This is a genomic window from Actinacidiphila alni, assembly GCF_900112845.1.
GTDB lineage: Bacteria > Actinomycetota > Actinomycetes > Streptomycetales > Streptomycetaceae > Actinacidiphila > Actinacidiphila alni.
In genome coordinates this window covers 70,021-92,568 of the sequence record NZ_FONG01000022.1, presented here as the reverse complement: position 1 = coordinate 92,568, position 22,548 = coordinate 70,021, and the positions used below count along the sequence as shown (strand labels likewise).

Sequence of the window (22,548 nt, the reverse complement as noted above, 5' to 3'; positions counted from 1 at the left end):
TCCATCAGGGTGACATTCGATATACGCAGCGTGACCGTCGGCCGCCGGGCTCAGATCTCGGCGACGAGGTCCGCGATGGAGTTCACGACCCGCGACGGGCGGAAGGGGTGCCGGTCGATGTCGGCGGGCGTGGTGAGCCCGGTGAGCACCAGGAAGGTCGTCATCCCGGACTCCAGGCCGGCCAGCACATCGGTGTCCATCCGGTCGCCGATCATCGCGCTGGTCTCGGAGTGCGCGCCGATCGCGTTCAGCCCGGCGCGCATCATCAGCGGGTTGGGCTTGCCGACGAAGTACGGGTCCTTGCCGGTGGCCTTGGTGATCAGCGCGGCGACCGAGCCGGTCGCGGGCAGCACGCCCTCCGGCGACGGGCCGGTCTCGTCGGGGTTGGTGCCGATGAAGCGGGCGCCGTTGTTGATCAGCCGGATCGCCTTGGTGAGCGCCTCGAAGGAGTACGTACGGGTCTCGCCGAGCACCACGTAGTCCGGGTCGGTGTCGGTGAGGATGTAGCCGACGTCGTGCAGCGCGGTGGTCAGACCGGCCTCGCCGATCACGTACGCGGTGCCGCCGGGGCGCTGGTCGTCCAGGAATTTCGCGGTGGCCAGCGCGGACGTCCAGATGTTCTCGACGGGGACGTCCAGGCCCATCCTGCTCAGCCGGGCGTGCAGGTCGCGCGGGGTGTAGATGGAGTTGTTGGTGAGGACGAGGAAGGGCTTGCCGGATTCCTTCAGCCCCTTGAGGAAGGCGTCCGCGCCCGGGATGGGGGTGCCTTCGTGGATCAGCACCCCGTCCATGTCGGTGAGCCACGACTCGATGGGCCTGCGTGTCGACACGGCTGGCGCTCTCCTGTCCTTCGTACGGCTGTCCCTCGAACGGCCTGGTGGGCACCAGCGTAGCCGGGGCGGGTGGCACCCGCCCCGGCCGTCTCGCCCGCTGGTCGCACCGGTCACGGACTGCTTCGTGCGCGGCCGTGCGCCGGGCCCCGGCTCAGCTGCCGGTGGCGCTCTTCCAGGCGTCCACGTAGTCGGTCAGGTGGGTGTTGATGTCGTTCCAGTCGGGGGTGAAGACGTCCACGCCCGTCATGATCTCCTTGAGCTTGGCGGCGTTGGTGTCGGTCGCGGTCACGTCGGTGCGGGACGCGAAGCCGCCGCCGACCGAGGAGACCTCCTGCTGGACCCCGGTGCTCAGGAAGTAGTCGAGCAGCTTCTTGCCGGCGTCCTCGTGCGGCGCGTTCTTGACCAGGCCGGCCGCGTACGGCAGCGCGAAGGTGGTGGGCTTGCCGCCGGTGTCGGCGGCGGGGAAGAAGATGCCCTGGTGGGGCAGGGTCGCCTGGTCCGCGTAGTTCATCTGCACATCGCCGTTGGCGACCAGGAGTTCACCCTTGTCGACCTTGGGGGCGAGCTGGCCGGTGGAGGCGGACGGGCCGACGTTGTTGGCCTGGAGCTTCTTCAGGTACGCCATGGCCGCGTCCTGGCCGCCGAAGTCGTGCATCGCCTTGATCACCACGGCGGTGCCGTCACCGGCGACGCCGGGGGTGGAGTACTGCAGCTTGTTCTTGAACTTCCCGTCCAGCAGGTCGTTCCAGGTCTTGGGCGGGGTCGGCAGTTCCTTGGTGTTGTAGATGAAGCACAGGTAGTTGTTGACGATCGACGTCCAGGTGCCGTCGGCGCCCTTGTCGGCGGTACCCACCTTGTCGGAGCCGGCCGGCTCGTACGCGGTCAGCAGCCCCTTGGCGTCGGCCTGCTGGATGAAGGGCGGCAGTGTGACGACCAGGTCGGCCTTGGTGTTGGACTTCTCCCGGACCAGGCGCTGCACGACCTCGCCGGAGCCGCCCTCGACGTAGTTGACCTTGATGCCGGTCCTGGCCGTGAAGTCCTTGAACACCTTGTCGTAGAAGCCGTCGCCGGCCTCGCTGTGCAGGCCGTCCGCGCTGTAGACGGTGACCTGGGTGGACGCCTTGCCGTCCGAGGAACCGGAGCCGGAGCCGGAGTCGGAACCGCCGCAGGCGGCGAGGGCGAGACCCAGGGTGAGGGCGCCGGTGACGGCGGTGACCGAGGTGAGGGTGCGGTTGCGCTGGGGCATGGCAGGTCGAACTCCTAGCTGGGTGGGGTGGAAAGCACGCCGGTGAACGGGGGACGGGGAAGCGCGGGGCGGGTCAGCGGTAGGACGCCCGGGTACGGATTCGGCCCATGCCGAGCAGCACGATCAGCGTCGTCACCATGAGGACGACGGCCAGCGCGGCGCCCGTGAACAGCGAACCGCGGTTGGTGGCACCGTAGATCTGGACCGGCAGCGGCAGCCAGTCGGGCGGGTAGAGCATCATCGTGGCGCTCAACTCGCCCATGGACAGGGCGAAGCAGAGGCCCGCGGCGGCGGTCAGCGACGGCAGCAGCAGCGGGACGCGGATCCGCCACAGGACGTACGCGGGCCGGGCGCCGAGGCTCGCGGCGCTCTGTTCGTACGCCGGGTCGAGGCGGACGAGCGCGGCGCTCACCGACTGGTAGGCGAAGGCGGTGACCAGGACGGTGTGGGCCAGGATCACGATCTCCCGGGTGCCGTTGAGCAGCAGCGGCGGCTTGGAGAAGGCGACCAGCAGGGACAGGCCGACGACGACGGACGGCACCGCGACCGGCAGCATGAACAGCGTGTCCAGCAGCCGCCGTTGACGGCCGCGCAGCCGTTCGGCGGCCAGCGCCGCCCAGCCGCCGACGACCAGGGCCAGCACACTGGCGGCGAGCGCCGTCCACAGGCTGGTGGTCAGGGCGTTCAACGAGTCGCCCTTGGTGATGTCCTGATAGTGCGTCAGCGTCGGGTGGGAGGGGAAGGCGCCGCTCCAGTTGGTGGCGAAGGACGCCATCAGCACGACGAGGAAGGGCAGCGCGAAGACCGGCAGGAACAGCAGGAAGAAGACGGTCCAGGCCGTCCAGCGGCCACCGCGGCTATGCACCAGCACGGCGGGCACCTCCCGTGAGCGTGGCCGTACGGGCGACGACGGCCCGGTAGAGGCCGTAGAGGGTCACGGACAGTACGACGGCGACGACCGCGACGACGCATGCCCCGGGATAGTCGCCGTCGAGGATGGCTTTGCTGTAGACGAGCATCGGCAGAGTGGTGACGCCCTTGGCTCCGGTGAAGAGCACGATGCCGAACTCGTTCAGGCACAGCACCAGGACGAGGCTGCCGCCGGCCGCGAGCGAGGGCAGCGCCTCGGGCAGGATCACCTGCCGCACGATCCGCGGCGCCCGGGCGCCCAGCGAGGAGGCGACCTCCAACTGGGCGGTCTCCACCTGGGAGAAGGCCGCGAGCAGCGGGCGCATCACGAAGGGCGTGAAGTAGGTGATCTCCGCGAGCAGGACGCCCCACGGGGTGCGCAGGAAGTCGATCGGGCCGCTGCCGCTCGCGCCGCCGGTCACGTCCGTCCACAGGCCGTTGGCCATGCCGACGGTGCCGTAGAGGAACAGCAGCGCGAGGGTGATCAGGAAGGAGGGGAAGGCCAGGAAGATGTCGATGAAGCGGCTGAGCGCCCGGCCGCCGGGGAAGGGCACGAAGGCGATCACCAGGGCGAGGACGAAGCCCAGCAGCAGGCAGCCGGCGGTCGAACCGACCGCGATCCAGACGGTGTTCCACAGCGCCTTGCGGAAGGACTCCTCCTCGATGACGTCCGTCCAGGGCTCGGTGGAGTGGCCGCCGCTGTCCGGCGAGAAGGACTGCTTGCCGACGAGGAAGAGCGGATAGAGGAAGAAATAGCCGAGCGCGGCGACCGGCGGCAGCGCCCAGGCCCAGCCGGGCACGGTCCGCGGCGGCCGGGGACTGCCGTGCGGGGCAGGGGACTTGGGTGCCGCGTCGGCCGGTGTTCCGGCGGCCCGCTCGTCCAGTACGGGCAGCGTGTGCGTCGTCCTAGCCAACTCCGGCACCTCCCGCGGCGAGTCCCGCGGGCAGCAGCACCGCGTCCTCGGCGTCGAAGGTCAGCGCGATCCCGTCGCCAGGCCGCGGCGGCTGCCGCAAGTCGCCGACGTCGGCCCGCAGTTCGTGGCCGTGGGCCGCGACCAGCAGCCGGTGGGTGTGGCCGCGCCACTGCACGTCCGTGACGGTGCCGCGCAGCATGTTGCTTTCCTTCGGGGTCTGGTGAGGGCCCGTCAGCCGCAGCGCGTGCGGGCGTACGCACAGCGTCGCCTCGGCGCCCTCGCCCGGGCCGTCCCCGTTCCCGCCCCCGTCCCCGTACGGCGTGACGCGCAGTGTCGCGTCGGCCAGCCGTACGGTGCCGCTCCCGGCCGCCCGCACGGTCAGCAGATTGGCGTTGCCGACGAAGGAGGCGGTGAAGGCGGTGCGCGGGTGCCGGTAGAGGTCGTGCGGGGTGCCGCAGTCCTGGAGCCTGGCCTTGTCGAGCACCGCGATCCGGTCGGCGAGGGTGAGCGCCTCGATCTGGTCGTGCGTGACGTAGAGGATCGACACGTCGGGCAACTCGCGGTGCAGCCTGGCCAGTTCGGCGAGCATCCCGGAGCGCAGCTGTGCGTCGAGGGCGGACAGCGGCTCGTCGAGCAGCAGCACACCGGGCCGGATCGCCAGCGCGCGGGCGATCGCGACGCGCTGCTGCTGGCCGCCGGACAGCTCACGCGGGTGGCGGCGGGCGTAGCCGGTCATGCCGGTCATCTCCAGCGCCTCGGCGACCCGGCCGGGTATCTCGGCGCGCGGCACCTTCTGCGCCTTGAGGCCGAACGCCACATTCTGGTCGACCCGCAGGTGCGGGAAGAGCGCGTACTGCTGGACGACCATGCCGATGCCGCGCTTGTACGGCGGCAGGTCGGTGACGTCCCGCCCGCCGATCAGCACCCGCCCGGCCGCTGGCCGGACGAATCCGGCGACGGCCCGCAGCGCGGTGGTCTTCCCCGATCCGGACGGCCCGAGCAGCGCCATGACCTCGCCGCCGCCGACGGTCAGGTCGAGTCCGTCCAGCACCGTCTGCCCGTCGTAGGCCACCGTCACCCGGTCGAAGCGGATCCCACCGGGGCGGTCCGGGCCCGCCGCGACGCCGGCAGGCACGGCCGCGGTGCCGGGCCGGTGGGCGACGTCCGCACCGGCGGACACGGCCGCGGGTGCGGCCGCGGCGGCGGGCGTGCTCGTGGGTGCGGCCGTGGTGCCGGTGCCGGGCGCCGCGTCCGGCTCAGCGGCCTTCGCGGAGGCCGCGGAGCCCGCGCCGGGCGCCGCGTCGGCCGGGCCGCCGGCCGTCGCGGGCGTCTCCCCCACGGCGGGCGTGTCCTTCTCGGTCACCGTGGACCTGCGGGGCGTGCTCATCGCGGGGTCTCCAACCCGGCTATCGCCGCGGGCAGTTCCGCGACCGAACCGAGGACGTGGGTGGCACCCGCCGCGATGAGCCGCGCCTCGTCGTGGGCGCCGGTCAGGACGCCCGCGACCAGCGGCGCACCGGCGCGGACGCCGGTGAGCATGTCGTAGGCGGTGTCGCCGGCCACGGCGATCTGCCGGACCGAGTCGGTGCCGGTGCGCAGCAGCGCGGTGAGCACCATGTCGGGGTACGGGCGGCCGCGCCCGGCGTCGGCCGGGCACAGGGTGAGGTCGGCCAGGCCCTGCCAGCCGAGCGCGTCCAGGATCGCGTCCTGGGTGACGCGGGAGAAGCCGGTGGTCAGCACGACCTTGCGGCCGGACTCCCGCAGCTCCTCGATGGTCTCGCGGGCCCCGGGCAGCGGGCGGCACTCGCCGCCGTCGACGAGTTCGGCGTAGGCCGTCTCGAAGGCGGCGTTGCCGCGCTGAGCCGTCTCCTCGTCGCCGAACAGCGCGCGGAAGACGGTGATCTTGGACTCGCCCATGGTGGCGCGTACGTAGTCCAGCTTGGCGGTGTGGTCCGCGCCGCCGGGCTCGACGCCCAGTTCGGCGGCGGCCCGGGAGAAGGCCCGTTCGACAAGGCCGCCGTCGGCGACGGTGGTGCCCGCCATGTCGAGCACGACGAGCCGGAGGTCGGATGTCTCGGGGTTTCCGGGCGTCCCGGACGCTGTCCCGGCCGCCTCGGGGTGGGTGGAGGGTGCGGTCATGTCGTTCACCAGCCGATCTCGTTCGCGGTGTCCTCGCCGATCGCCGGGGAGCACGTCATGCCGCGCCCGCCGGGTCCGGTGACCAGCCACACGCCGTCGCGCACCTGCTCGCGGTGGACCACCCGCGTGGTGTCGGCGCACTGCGCGTACACCCCGGCCCAGCGGCGGCGGATCGTGGGCAGCGGGCGGCCGAGGAGTTCGGCGGCGCGCTGCCGGAGGTGCTCGTAGGGGTCCTCGACGACGTCGAAGGCGAACGCCTCGTCGTATTCGTGGGTGTCGCCGATGGTCAGCCCGCCGTCGAGGCGCTGGACCATCAGCAGTTGCATACGGTGCCCGGCCGCGACCGGGGGCTGCGGCTGGCCGGCGCGCAGGGCGTCGAGCGCGGCACCGTCGTAGGCGGGGTAGTAGCGGAAGCTGTCGGCGTCGGCGACCGAGGTGGTCAGCGGTTCGCCGAGTGGGTCGGTCTGCGCCATCTGGAGCCGGACCCGGCGCACCGGCAGGTCCGGGGCCAACTCCTTGACCAGGCCGGTGAGCCAGGCGCCGGTGGCGACGACGACGCTGTCCGACGCGTACGCGGCGCCGTGGTCGTCGCGGACGAAGCCGGTGTCCACGTCGCGGACCTCGCGGCCGGGGACGAAGGTGTAACGGCCGGTGGCCGCCAGGTGCGCGCGCAGCGCGGGGAGCGCGACGCGGGATTCGACGGCGGCGTCCTTCTCGCAGAGCAGGGCGCCGAGGACGTCGCCGCGCAGCGCCGGATTGTGCGCGGCCACCTCGGCGGGCGAGAGCCACTTGTAGCCGCGGGCCGCCGCGTCGGCGCGTGCCAGCACCTCGTCGGCGACGGCCAGTTCGGCCGGGGTGCGGACGACGGTGAGCGAGCCGTTGGCGCGGAAGCCGACGCCGGGCACCCGGGCGCCGATCCCCTCCCACAGCTCGCGGGCCCGCAGCGCGGTCTCCAGTTCGGGCCCGGCGGCCCGGCCGCCGACCCAGACCAGGCCGAAATTGCGGACGGACGCGCCGCGCGCCTCCCGCTCGCGTTCCAGGTGGACGACCTCGTGGCCGCGTTCGATCGCGTGCCAGGCATGCATCGTGCCCAGCGCTCCGGCTCCTACGACAGTGACTCTCACGCCGTCGAGATTCGCGGCGAAGGGTGGCCGGTCGACGTCCGGATACCGTCGGCGAGGTGAACAGGTCTTCAAGCTTGGCCTAGACCCGTTATCGTTCCGTGATTTAATTTTCGGGTGATACCGGGCAGGGTGATGCGGGTGCGCCTCAGTCCCGCTTGTCGCGCTTCTCCAGGTGGACGGTGAAGCTGAAGCGGTCGCCCCGGTAGAGGGACCGCACCCGCTCCAGCGGCTCGCCGGCCTCGTCCTTGCTGGAGCGGTGCAGCAGCAGCATCGGCAGCGCGGGCGGCGTACCGATCAGCAGCGCCTCGCGCGGGGTGGCCAGCACCGTCTCGATCCGCTCGTCCACCACGGCCGGCTCGGTCCCGACGCGTTCGCGCAGGAAGGCGTAGAAGGAGGTGTCGGGCGCGAAGTCCCGTTCCAGGTGCGGCAGTCGGGCGACCGAGAGGTAGGTGCTCTCCAGGCCGACGCGTTCCTCGTCGGCGAGCAGCACGCGCTCCATGTGCCACACCGGGTCGCCGGGGGCGAGCCGCAGTTCGGCGGCGAGCGCGGGGTCGGCGGCCAGCCGTTCCAGGGCGATCAGGTTACGGCCGGGAACGCGGCCCTGCCGCCGTACGCCCTCGGTGTAGCTGTCGGTGGACAGCGGCTGCTCCAGCTTGGGCCCGGCCACCACGGTGCCCCGGCCCCTGCGCCGCACCCGGCCCTGGATCAGCAGTTCCCGCAGCGCCTGCCGTACGGTCTCCCGCGCCACCTCGAAGCGCGCCGCCAACTCCCGCTCGGTGGGCAGCAGTCCGCCCTCGCCCAGTTCGTCGAGCACGACTTCCAGGCGGGTCTTGACGGCGAAGTACTTCGGTACGCGCCCGTGCTCCGGGATGCCCGCCCGGATCGGGGTCTGCGGATCTGCGTCGGCCATTGGACGATCCTCGCAGACGGCCGGCCTGCGGCCCGCTCCCCCGCCCCACGCGCCGCCGCGCGGCACCCCGGCCAACGGCCGGACCCTTGACGCGAACGCGACGCCCCGCACGGCAACCGGCCCCGGACCCCCAGGCGCACGCGCTCCCCGACCGACAACCAGTGCCGGGAACTCAGGCGCACGCGCACCCGACCTGCGGCCCGCTCCCCACCCCAGGCGCCGCCGCGCCGCGCCCCGGCCAGCAGCCGGACCCTTGAGCCGAACTCCGCGCCCACACGGCAACCGGCCCCCCGGACCCACAGGCGCACGCGCGCCCCGCACGGCAACCGGCCCCGGACCTCAGGCGATCGCGGCGGTGCCGAGGGCGCCGCCGAAGAGGGGGGCCAGGACGAGCAGGGCGGCGCCCTCGGCCACCGCGCGCGGTCCGGCGGCGGCGAAGCCGACCGGCACGCTCCGGCCGTATTCGGCCAGTACGGCGGCGACCTGGGTGGCGAAGACGTCGGGGGCGGCGTGGACGGCCCGGCCGCCGAGCACTACCCGGTCGATGTCGAGCAGCGCGACGAGGTTGGCCGCCCCGACACCGAGCAGCCGCGCGGCCCCCGCGATGTCGCCGCGCCCGACCGCCGCCAGGCACAGCGCCTCCAGGCACCCGCGATTGCCGCACTTGCACAACTCCCCGCCCAGCTCGACCACTTGGTGCCCGAATTCGCCGGCCCCGGTCCGCCCGCCCCGGTACACCTCGCCCCCGAGGACAAGCCCGGCACCGAGCCCGGCACCGAGATGCACATACGCGAAGGACGCCCTACGGGCGGCAGAGCCCGACAGCGGCGCGCCGTCGCCGACGGCCCCGGCGGCGTCGCCGCCCCCCAGCCGGAGAGCCCCGGCAGCGTCGCCGTCCCCCGCCGGTGGCGCCTCGGCCAGGACGGAGAGGGCCGCCGCGTTGGTGTTCTTGTCCAGGGCCACCGGGAGGCCGAGGCGGATGGCGAGGGTGGCGCGCAGGGGGTGGTGCTGCCAGTGGGGGAAGCCGGTGACGCGGTGGAGGGTGCCGGTGCGGTGGTCAAGGGGGCCGCGCATGCCGACGCCGACCCCGAGGACGGGGCCGGGCGCGGCGGCGATCGCGGCGCGCACCTCGTGGACGATCGCGTCGAGCGCGGGCCCGACCGGGAGCCCGAGGTCGAGCGGGGCCTCGCGGCAGGCGACCGTACGGCCGGTGAGGTCGGTGAGGACGGCGGTCAGCCGTTCGCCGTCCAGGTGCAGGCCGACCGCGTGCCGGGCGCCGGCCACCAGCCGCAGCTCCGTACGCGGCTTGCCGCCGGTCGAGGCGCGCCGCCCCGCCTCCTCGACCAGCCCTTCCGCCCGCAGCCGGGCGGTGATCTTGCTGACGGCCTGCGGGGTCAGGCCGGTCCGCTCGGCCAGCTCCAGCCGGGAGATGCCGCCTTCCGCTCCGGGGGCGCCCCCGGAGGCGTACACCGTGGCGGACCGCAGCAGACCGAGCACCAGAGCGGCGTTGTGGCTGCGGAGGGCGGGCAGATTGGCGCCGGACGCGGACGGGTTCACCCGCCCATTGTCCCGCGCGCTTGCACTTTGGCAACACTGTTGCCAAAGTGGACGGCATGAGCACCCCCGGCACCCCCCTTCGCGTCGGCCTCGTCGGCTACGGCCCAGCCGGCTCCTTCTTCCACGCCCCGCTGATCGCCGCGACCGAGGGCCTGGTCCTCGACACCGTCGTCACCGGCAGCCCGGAGCGCCGCGCCCAGGCGCTCGCCGAGCACCCGGACGTGTCCTTCGCCGCCACCGCCGACGAGCTGTGGGCGCGGTCCGCCGAGCTGGACCTGATCGTGCTGGCCTCCCCCAACCGCACCCATGTGCCGCTGGCCACCGCCGCGCTGGACGCCGGGCTGCCGGTCGTCGTGGACAAGCCGATCGCCGGCACCGCGGCCGAGGCCCGCGAGCTGGCCGCCTTCGCCGAGCGGCGCGGCCTGCTGCTCTCGGTCTTCCAGAACCGCCGCTGGGACAGCGACTTCCTCACCCTCCAGGGCCTGCTGGCCAAGGGCGAACTGGGCGAGGTGCAGCGCTTCGAGTCCCGCTTCGAGCGGTGGCGCCCGCAGCCCAAGGGCGGCTGGCGCGAGTCCGGCGACCCCGCCGAGATCGGCGGGCTGCTCTACGACCTCGGCAGCCACCTCGTCGACCAGGCGCTCGCCCTGTTCGGGCCGGCCGCCCGCGTCTACGCCGAGTCCGACATCCAACGGCCCGGCGCCGCGGCCGACGACGACACCTTCATCGCGATCACGCACACCAACGGGGTGCACTCGCACCTGTGGATGAGCGCCACCACCGCCCGGCTCGGCCCGCGCTTCCGGGTGCTGGGCAGCCTGGGCGGCTACGTCACCTACGGCCTCGACCCGCAGGAGGCCGCCCTCCGCGAGGGGCTGCGGCCCGGCGAGGGTGCCGCCTGGGGCGCAGAACCGGAATCGGCGTGGGGCACCGTCGGCACCGACGACAACGTCCGGCCGGTGCCGTCCGTACCCGGCGACTACCCGGCCTTCTACGCCGCCGTCGCCGCGGCCCTGCGCGACGGTACGCCGCCGCCGGTGACCGCTCTGGAGGCGGCGGCCGCGCTCGACGTCCTGGAAGCGGCGAAGCGCTCGGCCGCGCAGGGCGGGACGGTGACGCTGTGACCGCCGCCCTGACCGGCGCGCTCGTCGCCGAACTCACCGCTCAGGAGGAGGAGTTGGTCCTCCCCCGCTTCACCAATGACGACGCCTGGCGGCTCGGCTCCCTCCTCGTCGGCCTCGCCCGCGAGCGGGGGGCCGCCGTGACGGTCGACATCCGGCGCGGGGGTCAGCAGCTCTTCCACTACGCGTTCGACGGCACGAGTCCCGACAACGATTTTTGGCTCCGCCGGAAAGCGCGGGTCGTTGAGCGGTACGCCGCTTCCTCCTTGCTCGTGGGTGAGCGGTTTCGTGCCAAGGGCACGACCTTCGAAGCCTCGTCCCGGCTCGACCCGGATCTCTATGCCGCCCACGGGGGCGCCTTCCCCCTCCGCGTCCGCGACGTCGGCCCCGTCGGCGTCCTCGCCGTCTCCGGCCTCCCCCAAACCGACGACCACGCCCTCGTCGTGGAAGCCCTCACCCTCTTCCTCGCGGAAGAGGGCGCCCGATAGGGGCGCGGTTGCGGAGAACGGTCACCCTCAGGGGCGCGGGGAACTGCGCGCCCAGCCGCAGCGCGCCTTCAGGCGAAAAACCGCCCCCAGCGGGGCAGACGCTGTTGTTTTTGCGACCACCGGCCCGGTGGGGGCGGGCCGCGCAGTTCCCCGCGCCCCTGGAGGGTGAACGTCCTCCCCGGAGAGGATCAGGCCTGCTTGAGGGTTTGGCGCTGGGCGCCGAGTCCGTCGATGGCGAGTTCGACCACATCGCCCCCGCGAAGGTACGGCTTGGGCTCGGGCTGCCCGAGAGCGACCCCGGCGGGGGTCCCGGTGTTGATGACGTCCCCCGGGTAGAGCGTCATGAAGTGACTGAGGTAGCGGACCACTTCCGCGACGGAAAAGATCTGGTCGGCGGTCGAACCGTCCTGCCTCAACTCACCGTTCACCCACAGCCGGAGGCGCAACCGCTGCGGATCGGCCACCTCGTCGGCGGTGACGAGCCACGGCCCGAGCGGATTGAAGGTCTCGCAGTTCTTGCCCTTGTCCCACTGCCCGCCCCGCTCGATCTGGAACTCGCGTTCCGAGACGTCGTGCGCGACGGCGTATCCGGCGACGGCGGCGAGCGCCTCCTCGTGCGAGGCGGCGTACCGCAGTTCGCGCCCGATGACGACGGCCAGCTCCACCTCCCAGTCCGTCTTGGTGCTGCCGCGCGGGACGAGGACGGTGTCGTCGGGTCCGACGACGGTGTCGGGCGCCTTCATGAAGACGACCGGCTCCGACGGCGCCTGCGCGCCCGTCTCGGCCGCGTGGTCGTGGTAGTTGAGGCCGATGCAGACGATCTTGCCGATCCGGGCCAGCGGCGGCCCGACCCGCAGGTCGGGGTCGAGCGAGGGCAGCGACCCGTCCGCCTCCGCCTCGGCGACCGACGCGAGCGCCGCCGCGTCGGCGAGCAGCGTTCCGTCGATGTCGGTCACCAGTCCGCTCAGGTCGCGCAGGACGCCGTCCCGGTCGAGCAGGGCCGGGCGCTCCGCCCCGGCGGGACCGACTCGCAGCAGCTTCACGATGGCACTCCGTAATCCGTAGGTCACTTGGGTACGGCCGTGCTCCACGGTCGGGGGCAGGCCGGTGCGCGACCTCCGATGGGAACGGTCATCGGATGTCTTGTCCGATCCTCCAACTACCCGTGTGCCGTGCGCAAGCCCCTGCCCAGCCCGTGGGACACCCCGGCGCCCCCCGGGGATCAGCGGGGATCAGCAGGGGTCAGCGGGGGTCAGCCGCCCGCGAGCCGGGAGATCGCGAAGATGACCAGGCCCGCGAGGGCACCGACAACGGTGCCGTTGATCCGGATGAACTGGAGATCACGGCCGACGTGGTTCTCGATCTTGCGGGAGGTCTGCTCGGCGTCCCAGCCCGCGACCGTCTCGGAGATCAGCGAGGTGATCTCGTCGCGGTAGGTGGTGACGAGGTAGGTGGCCGCGTCCTCCAGCCAGACGTCGACCTTCTCCTGGAGCCGCGCGTCGGTGGACAGCCGGCGGCCCAGCGACAGCAGCGAGGCGCGGGCGCGCAGCCGCAGTTCGCTGCGCTCGTCCTCGGCGGCGGCCACCATCATCGTGCGGACCGCGCCCCACACGGACGCGATGAGGTCCTGCACCTCGGCGCGGGCCAGCAGGTCGTTCTTCAGCCGCTCGACGCGGGCCCGGGTGTCGGGGTCGGACTGGAGCTCCACGGCGAAGTCGCCGAGGAAGCGGTCGACGGCGCCGCGCGCCGGGTGCCCCGGGGAGTCGCGCATCTCGGTGACGAAGCGCAGCAGTTCCTTGTAGACCCGCTCGCCGACCTTGCGGTCCACGAAGCGCGGGGTCCAGCCGGGCGCGCCGCCCTGCACCGCGCCCATCACCGAATCGCCGTGCTCGACCAGCCAGTCGTGGGCGCGCACGCAGATCAGGTCCACCATGCGGCGGTGGCCGCCGTCGGCGACGATCCGCTCCAGCAGTTTGCCGAGGCCGGGCGCGACCTCCTGCGCCTCGGCGCGCCGGGTGATGGCCTCGGTGACCACCGCCTGCACGTCGGAGTCGCGCAGCACCGTGAAGGCGCCGCGCAGGGCGGCGGCGGCCTGCTCGGTGACCTTGTCGGCGTTGGCGGGCTCGGACAGCCAGCCGCCGAGGCGGGAGCCGATGCCGACCGCGCGCAGCCGGGTGCGGACGACCTCGCCGGACAGGAAGTTCTCGCCGACGAAGTCGCCGAGGCTCGCGCCGAGCGCGTCCTTCTTGGTCGGGATGATCGCGGTGTGCGGGATGGGCAGGCCCAGCGGGCGGCGGAAGAGCGCGGTGACCGCGAACCAGTCGGCCAGCGCGCCGACCATGCCGGCCTCCGCGGCGGCGGCCACGTAACCGGCCCAGCCGCCCGCGCCCGACGCGTCGGCCCACTTGGCGAGGGCGTAGACCACGGTCGCGACCAGCAGGAAGCCGGTCGCGATCAGCTTCATCCGGCGCAGTCCCCGGCGCCGCTCGGCCTCTGCGGCCGCTCCCCCGGGCGCGTCCGCCATCCGCCCGACCGGCCCCGGCCGCTTCCCGGCACCGCCCGGGCCCGACCCGTTCGGACCGGACCCGCCGCCCGGACCCCCCCCGTTCCCGCCCCCGTGTCCCGCCCCGTTCCCGCCCGCACCCGTACCGCCCACCGCACCACCGGCCGCCCCGTCGCCGACAGCCACCGTCCCGGGTGCCGCGGACCCCGTGGCCCCCGCCGGCGCCGGCGCGTCGGCGCCGCGCGCCGTCCTGCCGGCCACGGGACCCGGGCCCTGGCCCGGAGCCCGGCCGTCCGCGATCGCGGCGCCGCGCGGGTCCGCCGACCCGCCGGCCGGAGCCGGGGGGCCGTCCTGGGGTCCGGCCGGGGGCCGGGGTTCACTGCTGGTGCTCGCCGCTTCCATCCGCTCCCGCTCCGCCCGCGTGTCCACCCGGGTATTGTCGCCGCCCGCGGCCGTAGCGGCCCGGTGATCGGCGGCGTACGCGCCGTACCGCGTACCCGTGCTGCTCAGCGGCACCGGTCGTGCCGACAATGGGGGAACGTACGGCGGGTTCCCGGCGCCTCCCGGGAGGGGCGCCCACCGGCCGCCTACCCCCGATCCGCCCATGATCCGCCCACGGCCCGCCACACGACCGCCAGCGGACCGGCCGCACGTTCAGCAACGACCGACAGCACGACCAGCAGCAGGGAGCACGCCGCGATGACAGCGCCGCACAGCACCGGAGGGCTGCCCGGCTACGCCGAGCACTTCGAGGAGCCGGAGGGCTATCTCGACTTCGCCCGTTACGGGCCGCCGTCCCGGGACGTGCTGGCCGCGACCGTGCGGGCGCTGGAGCGGTCGGCCCACGCCGACCAGGACACCGTCAACGACCTGATGCGGGCCGAGCCGCGCGCCCGGGAGGCCGCCGCGCGGCTGGCGGGTACGGACGCGGCGCACACGGTGCTGCTGCCGAACACCTCCACCGGCCTGTTCCACGCGGCCTTCGGCCTGCCCGGCGGCACCGTCCTGGTCCCGGCCGGGGAATTCCCGTCGAACCACTACCCGTGGCGGCGCGGCGCCGCCCTCGGCCGCGCGGTGCCGCGCACCCTCGTCCCGGACGAGCGGGGCAGGATCACCGCCGACACCGTACAGGCGGCGCTCACCGACGACGTGGTGGCCGTATCGGTCAGCGCCGTGGACTTCCGCACCGGTTACCGCGCCGACCTGGCGGCGCTGCGCGAGGCGATCGGCCCGGACCGGCTGCTGATCGTGGACGCCATCCAGGGCTTCGGGGTCGCCGATCTGCCGTGGCAGGCCGCGGACGTGGTGGTCAGCGGCGGCCAGAAGTGGCTGCGGGCCAGCTGGGCCACCGGCTTCGCCGCCCTGTCCGACCGGGCCCTGGAACGGCTGGAGCCGGTGCTCGGCGGCTGGACCGGCGTCACGGACTCGGGCGTCTTCGACGACGTCGAGCACCCGGTGGCGCCGGGCGCGCAGCGCTGGAGCACCACCAATCTCAGCCCGGTGACGGCGGCGGCGCTGGCCACCGCGCTCGAACTCGTCGAGAGCGTCGGCGTGCCCGCGATCGAGGCGCACATCGCGGTCAGGACCGCGCAGCTCATCGACACCGTCCGCTCCTGCGGCGGCGAACTGCTCTCCCCCGCCGCCCCCGCCGAACGCGCCGGGATCATCTCCTTTCGGATCCCCGGCACCGACCCGCGGCGGATCGCGAAGGCCCTGCACACCTACGAGGTCGTGCCGTCGGTCCGCGCCGACTCCGTACGGCTGTCCGCGCACGCCTCCACCCGCCTCGCCGCCGTCGAACGCGTCCAGGCGGCCCTGATGTCCCTGCGCTGAGCCGCCAGGACCGGCGGCTCAGGTCCGGTCCGCGTCCTCGCCGTACATCCGGGCGATCACGTCCTCGATGGCCGGTTCGCGGACCGACAGGTCCACCAGCGGGTAGTGCGCGGCGACCGCCGCGACCAGCGGGGCGGCGCTGGCCTGGGCGGGGAAGGCCAGCCACTGCCGCGGGCCGTCCACCTTCACGCAGCGGGCGCCCTCGATCTCCACCGGGGGCAGCTCGCGCGCGAAGTCCGCGACAAGGGTGCGCTCGCTGTCGCCGACCGCGTGCAGCCCGCCGAGGTCCCCGTCGTACATCAGCCGGCCGTGGTCGATCACCATCACCCGGCGGCACAACTGCTCGATGTCGGTGAGGTCGTGGGTGGTGAGCAGCACCGTGGTGCCGCGTTCGGCGTTGACCCGGCGCAGGAAGTCCCGTACCCGGGTCTTGCTGATCACGTCGAGCCCGATCGTCGGCTCGTCCAGATACAGCACCTCCGGATCGTGCAGCAGCGCCGCCGCGATGTCGCCGCGCATCCGCTGGCCGAGCGAGAGCTGCCGTACCGGCACCTCCAACAGCGGCCCGAGGTCGAGGAGTTCGACGCACGCCGCCAGATTGGCGGCGTAACGGGCGTCGTCGATCCGGTACATGCGGCGGACCAGTTCGTACGAGTCGCGCAGCGGCAGGTCCCACCACAAGGTGGTGCGCTGGCCGAAGACGACACCGATGCGGCGGGCGAGCCGGGTACGGTCCCGGGTCGGGTCGAGGCCGCAGATCCGGATCCGGCCGCCGCTGGGGTTGAGGATGCCGGTGAGCATCTTGATCGTGGTGGACTTGCCCGCGCCGTTCGGCCCGATGTAGCCGACGATCTCGCCGCGCGGCACGGTGAAGGAGATGCCGTCCACCGCCCGCACCTGGGTGCGCAGCCGGCGCAGCGGGCCCGCCTTGCGGCGGACGTCGAAGACCTTCTCCACACCGTCGAGTTCGATGACGGTGTCGGTCACCGCCTCGGTCGCGGCCTCGGACACGGGTACGGTCATGGCCTGTTCAACTCCCTGTGCCGCATGGCCTGTTCAACTCCCTGTGCTGCATGAGCCGCTCAGCTCCCTGTGCTGCGGTACGAACGGAGGCCCGCGCGCCACGCCAGCCCGGCCAGCGCGCAGCAGAGCGCGGCGACCGCCGGGGAGGCGAAGTCGACCCAGCCGGGCAGCCCGAGCGGGTCGGGCTCGCCGAGGACGCGGAGGGCTGGCAGCCAGTTGACGAAGGCGAGCGGCACCACGAAGGTGACGCCGCGCACTAGTTCGCGGGCGAAGATCGCCGGCGGGTACTGGAGCATCGTGTTGCCGCCGTAGGTCACGGAATTCTGCACCTCGGAGGCGTCGCCCGCCCAGAACTGGAAGGCGCCGCCCGCCACGAACACCGCGCAGAAGATGGCCGCGCCGCACAGCACCGTCAGCGGCACCAGCAGCACCCGGACCGGCGTCCAGTCGATGCCCGCGTGCGCCAGCGCCCAGCCCAGGACGGCCAGGCCCTGGGTGATCCGGCCGAGCCTGCGCAGCGCGAACCGGTCGGCGGCGACCTGCGCGAGCACCGGGGCCGGGCGCAGCAGCAGCGTGTCCAGCGTGCCGTCGCGGATCCGGCGGCCGAGCCGGTCCATGGAGCCCAGCAGCAGATCGGCGATCCCGAAGGACGTGCTGGTGGTGCCGTAGAGGAACGCCACCTGGGCGAGGGTGAAGCCGCCGAGCACCGTGATGTGCGAGAACATCAGCAGGATCGTGACGAAGTCCAGGCCGGTGGCGGCCAGATTGCCGAGCGCGGTCAGGACGAAGGACGTGCGGTACGCCATCGTGGAGCGCACCCACATCCCGACGATCAGCCGGTAGGTGCGCACGCTCTCGTACGCCCCCGACCGCATCCGCCGGGCCCACCGCGTCCGCCGGACCCCGGTCCCCGTGCGCGGGACCGCCGCGTCGAAGGTCTCAGCCACCCTGCACCACCACCCGGCGGGCCGCGACGGCCTGGAGCGCGCGGCCGGTCAGCAGCAGGGCCGCCGCCCAGCCCGCCTGGAAGGCCAGCGCGAGCAGCGCGCCCGTCCCCTCGTGCCGCCCGAGCAGGACGTCGGCGGGCACCTGGAGCATCGCCGACCAGGGCAGCGCCCGGGCCAGCACACCGAGCCAGCCGGGGAAGACGGTCAGCGGCAGCAGCATGCCGGAGAAGAACAGCCCGGCCAGGAAGACCACTTGGCTGACCCCGGCGCCGTCCAGCAGCCAGAAGGAGCTGAGCGCCACCAGGAAGCGGATCGCGAAGCTCACCACCACGCCCAGCGTCACCGACACCAGGAACAGCAGCCAGGTCACCGGGTTCGTCGGCAGCGCCAGCTCGAAGACCAGGGCTCCGCACACCATCGGCGCCACCCCGCGCCCCAGCAGGTGGAAGCAGGCCCGGCCCAGGTCCGCCGACAGCCACCAGCCCTGGAGGTCGGCGGGCCGGTAGAGGTCCACCGCGATGTCGCCGGAGCGGATCCGCTCCGCCAGCTCCTCCTCGAAACCGCCGGCCATCAGCGCCATCGTCTGGAGCAGCGCCTGCCCGATCCACACGTACGTCAGCGCCTGCGCCTCGGTGTAGCCGCCCAGGTGCGGGCGCTGGCCCCACAGCGCCTCGTAGCTGTAGGCGATGATGAAGCCGAAGACCGTATTGGTGAAGACGCCCGCCAGGGTGGCGGTGCGGTAGGTGGCGTAGCGCCGGAAGCCGCGGACCGCCACGGCCGCGTAGAAGCCGCCCCTCATTGACTCACCCCCGGACCCGTTCCGAAATCGGCGCAAGTGGGCGAGCCTAGTGGCGGCCGTTCCCCGGCCACCACCGGTTTTTTCCGGCCGGGCCCGAGGCGGGACCGGCCGGGGCGGGTCGGTCTGGTTCGGTCCGGGTCGGGTCCGGGAAGGACAGGGCGGGCCGCGTGTCCACCCCATCGGGTGACAGCGGTGCGCCGTCCGGCCTGTCACAGCCCTGTCACGGATGCGTGCCGCTGATCCCGGACGGGCCGATGGTGCGACAGTGTGTGAAGGCGGCCTACGTAAGCGTACGTAACGATTGGTCCATCATGTTCCGCCGCGGACCAACCCCGGCAGCGGCGGAGGAGTCCCAACAGATATGAGCCACGAGCCGAAACCGACGACGGGTGAGCGGGCATGACCGGCGAATCGGGCTGGGGCCCGCGCCCGGCCCTCACCGACCGCCGCGGCCGGCCGCGCCGCACCGGCTGGCGGCGGCTGCTGCCCACCTGGCGGATGGTCACCGGCGGTGTGCTGGCCGTCCTGATCGTGCTGATCGGCGGCTTCTTCCTCGGCTACGCGCTGGTCTCCATCCCGGACCCCAACGCCGCCGCGACCGCGCAGAGCAACGTCTACCTGTACGCCGACGGCAAGACGGAGATCGCCCGCGACGGCGAGGTCAACCGGGAGAACGTGACGCTCGCCGAGGTCGCCAAGAACACGCGGTACGCGGTGCTGTCCGCCGAGGACCGCAATTTCTACCACGAGTCCGCGGTCAGCCCGAAGGCCATGGTGCGCGCCGCGTGGAACACCGCGACCGGCAAGGGCCGCCAGTCCGGCTCCACCATCACCCAGCAGTACGTGAAGAACTACTACCTCAACCAGTCGCAGACCGCGGTCCGCAAGGTCAAGGAATTCTTCATCGCCATCAAGCTGGACCGCAACGAGTCCAAGGACCAGATCCTCGAGGGCTACCTCAACACCAGCTACTACGGGCGCAACGCGTACGGCATCCAGGCCGCCGCCCAGGCGTACTTCGCCAAGAACGCGAGCGAACTGACCACCGCCGAGGGCGCCTACCTCGCCACGCTGCTGAACGCGCCCAGCGAGTACGACCTGGCCGCGCACCCGGAGAACGCCCCCGCGGCGAAAGGCCGTTGGAACTACGTCCTGGACGGCATGGTCAAGGAGGGCTGGCTCAGCAAGTCCGAGCGCGACGCCACGGTCTTCCCGACCATCGACAAGCCCAAGCCGGTCGCCAGCAAGGCGGGCCAGCGCGGCTACCTCATCGAGGCCGTCAACCGCTATCTCGCCGACAACCACATCGTCGACGCCGACACCCTCGCCATGGGCGGCTACCGGATCGTCACCACGATCCAGAAGCCCAAGGAGGACGCCTTCGTCGCGGCGGCGCAGAAGAACATCTACGACAAGCTCGGCAAGAAGCAGGCCGACAAGTACGTCCGGGCCGGCGGCGCCTCCATCGACCCGGCGACCGGCAACGTCGTCGCGCTCTACGGCGGCATCGACTACACCAAGCAGTACGTCAGCAGCGCCACCAACCGTACGTATCCGCCGGGTTCGACCTTCAAGCCGGTGATCCTCGCCTCCGCGATCCAGCACGAGTCGTCCACGCAGGACAAGCAGCCGATCACACCGAGCACCGTCTACGACGGCACGAACAAACGCGAGGTGATCGGCGACGACGGCCCCACCGGCTACAAGCCGGAGAACGAGGACGGGGCCTCCTACCCGTCGATCTCCGTCACCCGCGCCATGGACAAGTCCGTCAACGCCGTCTACGCGCAGATGGCGCAGGACGTCGGCACCGGCAAGGTGATCGACACCGCGCACGACCTCGGCATGCCGGACGGCGTCAAGATCCCGCAGACCCCGGCGATGGCGCTCGGCGCCTTCGGGGCCAGCCCGCTGGACATGGCGCAGGTGTACGCCACCCTCGCCAACCACGGCAAGCAGATCCCGTACTCGCTGGTCGTGAAGATCACCAAGGACGGGCACGACATGGACCTGCCCAAGCGGGAGGCCGTGCAGTCGGTGCCGCGGGAGGCCGCCGACACCACGACCTCGGTGCTGCGCAGCGTCGTCGACAGTCCCGGCGCGACCGCGACCGTCGCCCAGGACTCCGGCTGGCCGTCGGCCGCCAAGACCGGTACGGCGGAGGAGGACATCGCCGCCTGGTTCGCCGGCTACACGCCCAAACTCGCCACCGTCGTCGCCGTGTTGGGCATGAACCCCGACAACGGCAAGCAGGAGAAGCTGTACGGGGCCCTCGGCGTGGACCGGGTCAACGGCGGCGGGCCGCCCGGATCGGTGTGGGCCGACTACACCGCGGCCGCCCTCAAGGGCGTACCCAAGGTGAACTTCAAGCTCGACACCCACGACGGCGACAGCGAGCAGCCGCCGGTCACCACCTCGCGTCCCACGGACACCCCGACCAGCACTCCGCCGCCCACCACGGCGCCGCCCACGACGACCACCCCGCCCACCACTCCCCCGACCACGACCGCGCCGCCGACGACCCCGCCGCCCACGACGACCGAGCCGCCGCCGACCACGGAGCCGCCGACGCCGACGCGGACGTTCAATCCGATCGGCGGGGTGACGGGCGGTCCGGGCGGCACCGGCGGCGGGCAGGACGAGGCGAGCCCGCCCAGCGGATAACGGTGTCGGAGGGGCGCCAGGGGTGCGGGGGCCCAGGGGCTGTTTACAGATACAGCCCGGTGGAGTCCTCGGACCCCTGGAGCCGCTCGGCGGCGACCGCGTGCAGATCGCGCTCGCGCATCAGCACGTACGCGACGCCCCGCACCTCGACCTCGGCCCGGTCCTCCGGGTCGTACAGCACCCGGTCGCCGACCTCCACGGTCCGCACGTTCTGCCCCACCGCCACGACCTCGGCCCACGCCAGCCGCTTCCCGACCGCCGCGGTGGCCGGGATCAGAATGCCGCCGCCGCTGCGCCGCTCGCCCTCACCGGTGTCCTGGCGCACCAGGACCCGGTCGTGCAGCATCCGGATGGGCAGCTTGTCGTGCTGCGCGCTCTTGGCGCTCTTCGAACTCACGCCCACGACGTTACCGGCGGCGCCGCCACACCGAGAGACCGGCCACCGCGGCGACCAGCGCGACGCCCGCGACGGCCACCGGGACGATCCGCTCGGGGCGCGGCGCGCCCTCCTCGTCCACGAAATGCGCCCGCGTACGGCTGACCGCGCGATTGGCCGCCACGTACGCCTGGCCGACCGAGCGGTCCACGGCCGAGGCGACCTTGGCCTTCGTGTCCCCGACGATCGTCGCCGGGTGCACCCGGACCGCGATCTCGTCGAGCGTCGACGCCAGTACCTGCCGCCTGCGGGTGATCTCCGCCTCGATCTGGGCGGCCGTCCTGACTTCCGACCCTTCCGACACCGCGGTTCCTCCATCGCCTGATCCGGTAGCGCGCCTGATTCGGTAGCGTTCGGACAGTCTGTCAGTACGACGCGGCCCGCGCCCCGTCGGCACCCCCGTACGCGTTCCCCGTACCAAGGAGTTTCCCCCATGTCCGAGCGACTGGCCCCGGGCGACACCGCCCCCGACTTCACTCTTCCGGACGCCGACGGAAATCCCGTCTCCCTCGCCGACCACCGCGGCCGCAAGGTCATCGTCTACTTCTACCCCGCGGCTCTTACCCCCGGCTGCACCAAGCAGGCCTGCGACTTCACCGACAATCTCGACGTCCTGGCCGCCGCCGGCTACGACGTCATCGGCGTCTCCCCCGACAAGCCGGAAAAGCTCGCCAAATTCCGCGACAAGGAATCCCTGAAGGTCACCCTGGTGGCCGACCCCGACAAAGCCGTCCTCACCTCCTACGGCGCCTTCGGCGAAAAGAAGCTCTACGGCAAAACCGTCACGGGCGTCATCCGCTCCACGATCATCGTCGACGAATCCGGCAAGGTCGCCCACGCCCTCTACAACGTCAAGGCCACCGGCCACGTCGCCAAACTCCTGAAGGACCTGTCGATCTGACTCCGGGACATCCGGGGCTGCGAACGGCTTACCGCGTGCGGCGGCGGGTCGATACGATGGCGGGGTCGCACGCGGCCGTGTCGTAACTGGCAGCCGAGCTGGGTTTAGGTCCCAGTGGGAGAAATCCCGTGTGGGTTCGAGTCCCACCGGCCGCACGCAGCGAAAGGCCCGCCCCGGGTTCCGGGGCGGGCCTTCCGCGTGTCC

Annotated in this window: 21 protein-coding genes and 1 tRNA gene; 6 read left to right on the top strand and 16 right to left on the bottom strand. The window is 72.8% G+C overall.

The window, feature by feature from the left end:
• Window positions 1–50 precede the first annotated feature (50 nt).
• The 9 genes from BM076_RS29035 to BM076_RS28995 form a co-directional block, all read right to left on the bottom strand.
• A complete protein-coding gene (locus BM076_RS29035) occupies window positions 51–830 on the bottom strand; it encodes an HAD-IIA family hydrolase (protein WP_093716700.1) in 780 nt (259 codons plus the stop codon).
• Between the two features lie 154 nt (window positions 831–984).
• Window positions 985–2,079, bottom strand: a complete 1,095-nt coding sequence (locus BM076_RS29030) for a 2-aminoethylphosphonate ABC transporter substrate-binding protein (protein WP_093716699.1) — start codon at window positions 2,077–2,079, stop codon at window positions 985–987.
• 73 nt (window positions 2,080–2,152) lie between these two features.
• A complete protein-coding gene (locus tag BM076_RS29025) occupies window positions 2,153–2,950 on the bottom strand; it encodes an ABC transporter permease (RefSeq protein ID WP_093716738.1) in 798 nt (265 codons plus the stop codon).
• The gene (locus BM076_RS29020) at window positions 2,937–3,902 is read right to left on the bottom strand and encodes a 2-aminoethylphosphonate ABC transporter permease subunit (protein WP_407640727.1); all 966 of its coding nucleotides are present in this window, start codon (window positions 3,900–3,902) and stop codon (window positions 2,937–2,939) included. The genes BM076_RS29025 and BM076_RS29020 overlap by 14 nt, the downstream gene beginning before the upstream one ends.
• Entirely contained in the window at window positions 3,895–5,289 is a 1,395-nt protein-coding gene (locus BM076_RS29015; protein WP_093716698.1) for an ABC transporter ATP-binding protein, read from the bottom strand. The genes BM076_RS29020 and BM076_RS29015 overlap by 8 nt, the downstream gene beginning before the upstream one ends.
• A complete protein-coding gene (locus BM076_RS29010; protein ID WP_093716736.1) occupies window positions 5,286–6,041 on the bottom strand; it encodes a phosphonatase-like hydrolase in 756 nt (251 codons plus the stop codon). The genes BM076_RS29015 and BM076_RS29010 overlap by 4 nt, the downstream gene beginning before the upstream one ends.
• Window positions 6,042–6,046: 5 nt before the next feature.
• Window positions 6,047–7,165 (bottom strand): TIGR03364 family FAD-dependent oxidoreductase, encoded by a 1,119-nt coding sequence (locus BM076_RS29005; RefSeq protein ID WP_093716697.1) that lies wholly within the window; start codon window positions 7,163–7,165, stop codon window positions 6,047–6,049.
• A gap of 145 nt (window positions 7,166–7,310) precedes the next feature.
• A complete protein-coding gene (locus tag BM076_RS29000; protein ID WP_093716696.1) occupies window positions 7,311–8,075 on the bottom strand; it encodes a GntR family transcriptional regulator in 765 nt (254 codons plus the stop codon).
• 339 nt (window positions 8,076–8,414) lie between these two features.
• The gene (locus BM076_RS28995; protein WP_245796477.1) at window positions 8,415–9,632 is read right to left on the bottom strand and encodes an ROK family transcriptional regulator; all 1,218 of its coding nucleotides are present in this window, start codon (window positions 9,630–9,632) and stop codon (window positions 8,415–8,417) included.
• A gap of 56 nt (window positions 9,633–9,688) precedes the next feature.
• Here BM076_RS28995 and BM076_RS37710 point away from each other — a divergent pair, with 56 nt between their 5' ends.
• Both BM076_RS37710 and BM076_RS37705 read left to right on the top strand, forming a co-directional pair.
• Window positions 9,689–10,753 (top strand): Gfo/Idh/MocA family oxidoreductase, encoded by a 1,065-nt coding sequence (locus BM076_RS37710; protein WP_245796475.1) that lies wholly within the window; start codon window positions 9,689–9,691, stop codon window positions 10,751–10,753.
• Window positions 10,750–11,238 (top strand): heme-degrading domain-containing protein, encoded by a 489-nt coding sequence (locus tag BM076_RS37705; protein ID WP_245796473.1) that lies wholly within the window; start codon window positions 10,750–10,752, stop codon window positions 11,236–11,238. Before BM076_RS37710 ends, BM076_RS37705 begins: the two co-directional genes overlap by 4 nt.
• A gap of 188 nt (window positions 11,239–11,426) precedes the next feature.
• On the opposite strand, the gene BM076_RS28985 is transcribed toward BM076_RS37705, so the two are convergent.
• Window positions 11,427–12,281 (bottom strand): fumarylacetoacetate hydrolase family protein, encoded by an 855-nt coding sequence (locus BM076_RS28985; RefSeq protein ID WP_093716695.1) that lies wholly within the window; start codon window positions 12,279–12,281, stop codon window positions 11,427–11,429.
• Window positions 12,282–12,490: 209 nt separating this feature from the next.
• Window positions 12,491–13,762: a DUF445 domain-containing protein gene (locus tag BM076_RS28980; protein WP_093716694.1), complete on the bottom strand. Its 1,272-nt coding sequence runs from the start codon at window positions 13,760–13,762 to the stop codon at window positions 12,491–12,493.
• Window positions 13,763–14,440: 678 nt separating this feature from the next.
• Between BM076_RS28980 and BM076_RS28975 the strand changes: the two genes are divergently transcribed.
• Complete coding sequence (locus BM076_RS28975) at window positions 14,441–15,574, top strand: aminotransferase class V-fold PLP-dependent enzyme (protein WP_093716693.1); 1,134 nt, start codon at window positions 14,441–14,443, stop codon at window positions 15,572–15,574.
• An 18-nt stretch (window positions 15,575–15,592) separates the two neighbouring features.
• On the opposite strand, the gene BM076_RS28970 is transcribed toward BM076_RS28975, so the two are convergent.
• Genes BM076_RS28970 through BM076_RS28960 form a run of 3 tightly spaced genes read right to left on the bottom strand, consistent with a single transcriptional unit; the run spans window position 15,593 to window position 18,343 of the window.
• Window positions 15,593–16,597, bottom strand: coding sequence for an ABC transporter ATP-binding protein (locus BM076_RS28970; protein ID WP_093716692.1), 1,005 nt, complete (start codon window positions 16,595–16,597; stop codon window positions 15,593–15,595).
• A gap of 59 nt (window positions 16,598–16,656) precedes the next feature.
• Entirely contained in the window at window positions 16,657–17,544 is an 888-nt protein-coding gene (locus BM076_RS28965) for an ABC transporter permease (protein WP_407640726.1), read from the bottom strand.
• Window positions 17,537–18,343 (bottom strand): ABC transporter permease, encoded by an 807-nt coding sequence (locus BM076_RS28960; RefSeq protein WP_093716691.1) that lies wholly within the window; start codon window positions 18,341–18,343, stop codon window positions 17,537–17,539. The genes BM076_RS28965 and BM076_RS28960 overlap by 8 nt, the downstream gene beginning before the upstream one ends.
• A 399-nt stretch (window positions 18,344–18,742) precedes the next feature.
• Between BM076_RS28960 and BM076_RS28955 the strand changes: the two genes are divergently transcribed.
• Window positions 18,743–21,007 carry a transglycosylase domain-containing protein gene (locus tag BM076_RS28955; RefSeq protein ID WP_093716690.1) on the top strand — a complete coding sequence of 755 codons (2,265 nt, stop codon included), beginning with the start codon at window positions 18,743–18,745 and terminating at the stop codon, window positions 21,005–21,007.
• Window positions 21,008–21,050: 43 nt separating this feature from the next.
• Here the strand turns inward: BM076_RS28955 and BM076_RS28950 are convergent, their stop codons facing one another.
• Window positions 21,051–21,353: a GroES family chaperonin gene (locus BM076_RS28950; RefSeq protein ID WP_093716732.1), complete on the bottom strand. Its 303-nt coding sequence runs from the start codon at window positions 21,351–21,353 to the stop codon at window positions 21,051–21,053.
• A 61-nt stretch (window positions 21,354–21,414) separates the two neighbouring features.
• The gene (locus BM076_RS28945; RefSeq protein ID WP_093716689.1) at window positions 21,415–21,747 is read right to left on the bottom strand and encodes a DUF3618 domain-containing protein; all 333 of its coding nucleotides are present in this window, start codon (window positions 21,745–21,747) and stop codon (window positions 21,415–21,417) included.
• 129 nt (window positions 21,748–21,876) lie between these two features.
• On the opposite strand from BM076_RS28945, the gene bcp reads away from it, so the two are divergent.
• On the top strand, window positions 21,877–22,344 hold the full coding sequence (bcp, locus tag BM076_RS28940; protein WP_093716688.1) for a thioredoxin-dependent thiol peroxidase: 468 nt from the start codon (window positions 21,877–21,879) through the stop codon (window positions 22,342–22,344).
• A gap of 71 nt (window positions 22,345–22,415) precedes the next feature.
• Window positions 22,416–22,499, top strand: a tRNA-Leu gene (locus BM076_RS28935).
• Window positions 22,500–22,548 lie beyond the last annotated feature (49 nt).

Excerpts from the sequence above, each read along its gene's own strand:
- BM076_RS29010 (WP_093716736.1), bottom strand. The coding sequence starts at position 6,041 with ATGACCGCACCCTCCACCCACCCCGAGGCGGCCGGGACAGCGTCCGGG.
- BM076_RS29030 (WP_093716699.1), bottom strand. The coding sequence starts at position 2,079 with ATGCCCCAGCGCAACCGCACCCTCACCTCGGTCACCGCCGTCACCGGC.
- BM076_RS37710 (WP_245796475.1), top strand. The coding sequence starts at position 9,689 with ATGAGCACCCCCGGCACCCCCCTTCGCGTCGGCCTCGTCGGCTACGGC.
- BM076_RS28950 (WP_093716732.1), bottom strand. The coding sequence starts at position 21,353 with ATGCTGCACGACCGGGTCCTGGTGCGCCAGGACACCGGTGAGGGCGAG.
- bcp (WP_093716688.1), top strand. The coding sequence starts at position 21,877 with ATGTCCGAGCGACTGGCCCCGGGCGACACCGCCCCCGACTTCACTCTT.
- BM076_RS29015 (WP_093716698.1), bottom strand. The coding sequence starts at position 5,289 with ATGAGCACGCCCCGCAGGTCCACGGTGACCGAGAAGGACACGCCCGCC.
- BM076_RS28960 (WP_093716691.1), bottom strand. The coding sequence starts at position 18,343 with ATGAGGGGCGGCTTCTACGCGGCCGTGGCGGTCCGCGGCTTCCGGCGC.
- BM076_RS28955 (WP_093716690.1), top strand. The coding sequence starts at position 18,743 with ATGACCGGCGAATCGGGCTGGGGCCCGCGCCCGGCCCTCACCGACCGC.
- BM076_RS28975 (WP_093716693.1), top strand. The coding sequence starts at position 14,441 with ATGACAGCGCCGCACAGCACCGGAGGGCTGCCCGGCTACGCCGAGCAC.
- BM076_RS29000 (WP_093716696.1), bottom strand. The coding sequence starts at position 8,075 with ATGGCCGACGCAGATCCGCAGACCCCGATCCGGGCGGGCATCCCGGAG.
- BM076_RS28980 (WP_093716694.1), bottom strand. The coding sequence starts at position 13,762 with ATGGCGGACGCGCCCGGGGGAGCGGCCGCAGAGGCCGAGCGGCGCCGG.
- BM076_RS28970 (WP_093716692.1), bottom strand. The coding sequence starts at position 16,597 with ATGACCGTACCCGTGTCCGAGGCCGCGACCGAGGCGGTGACCGACACC.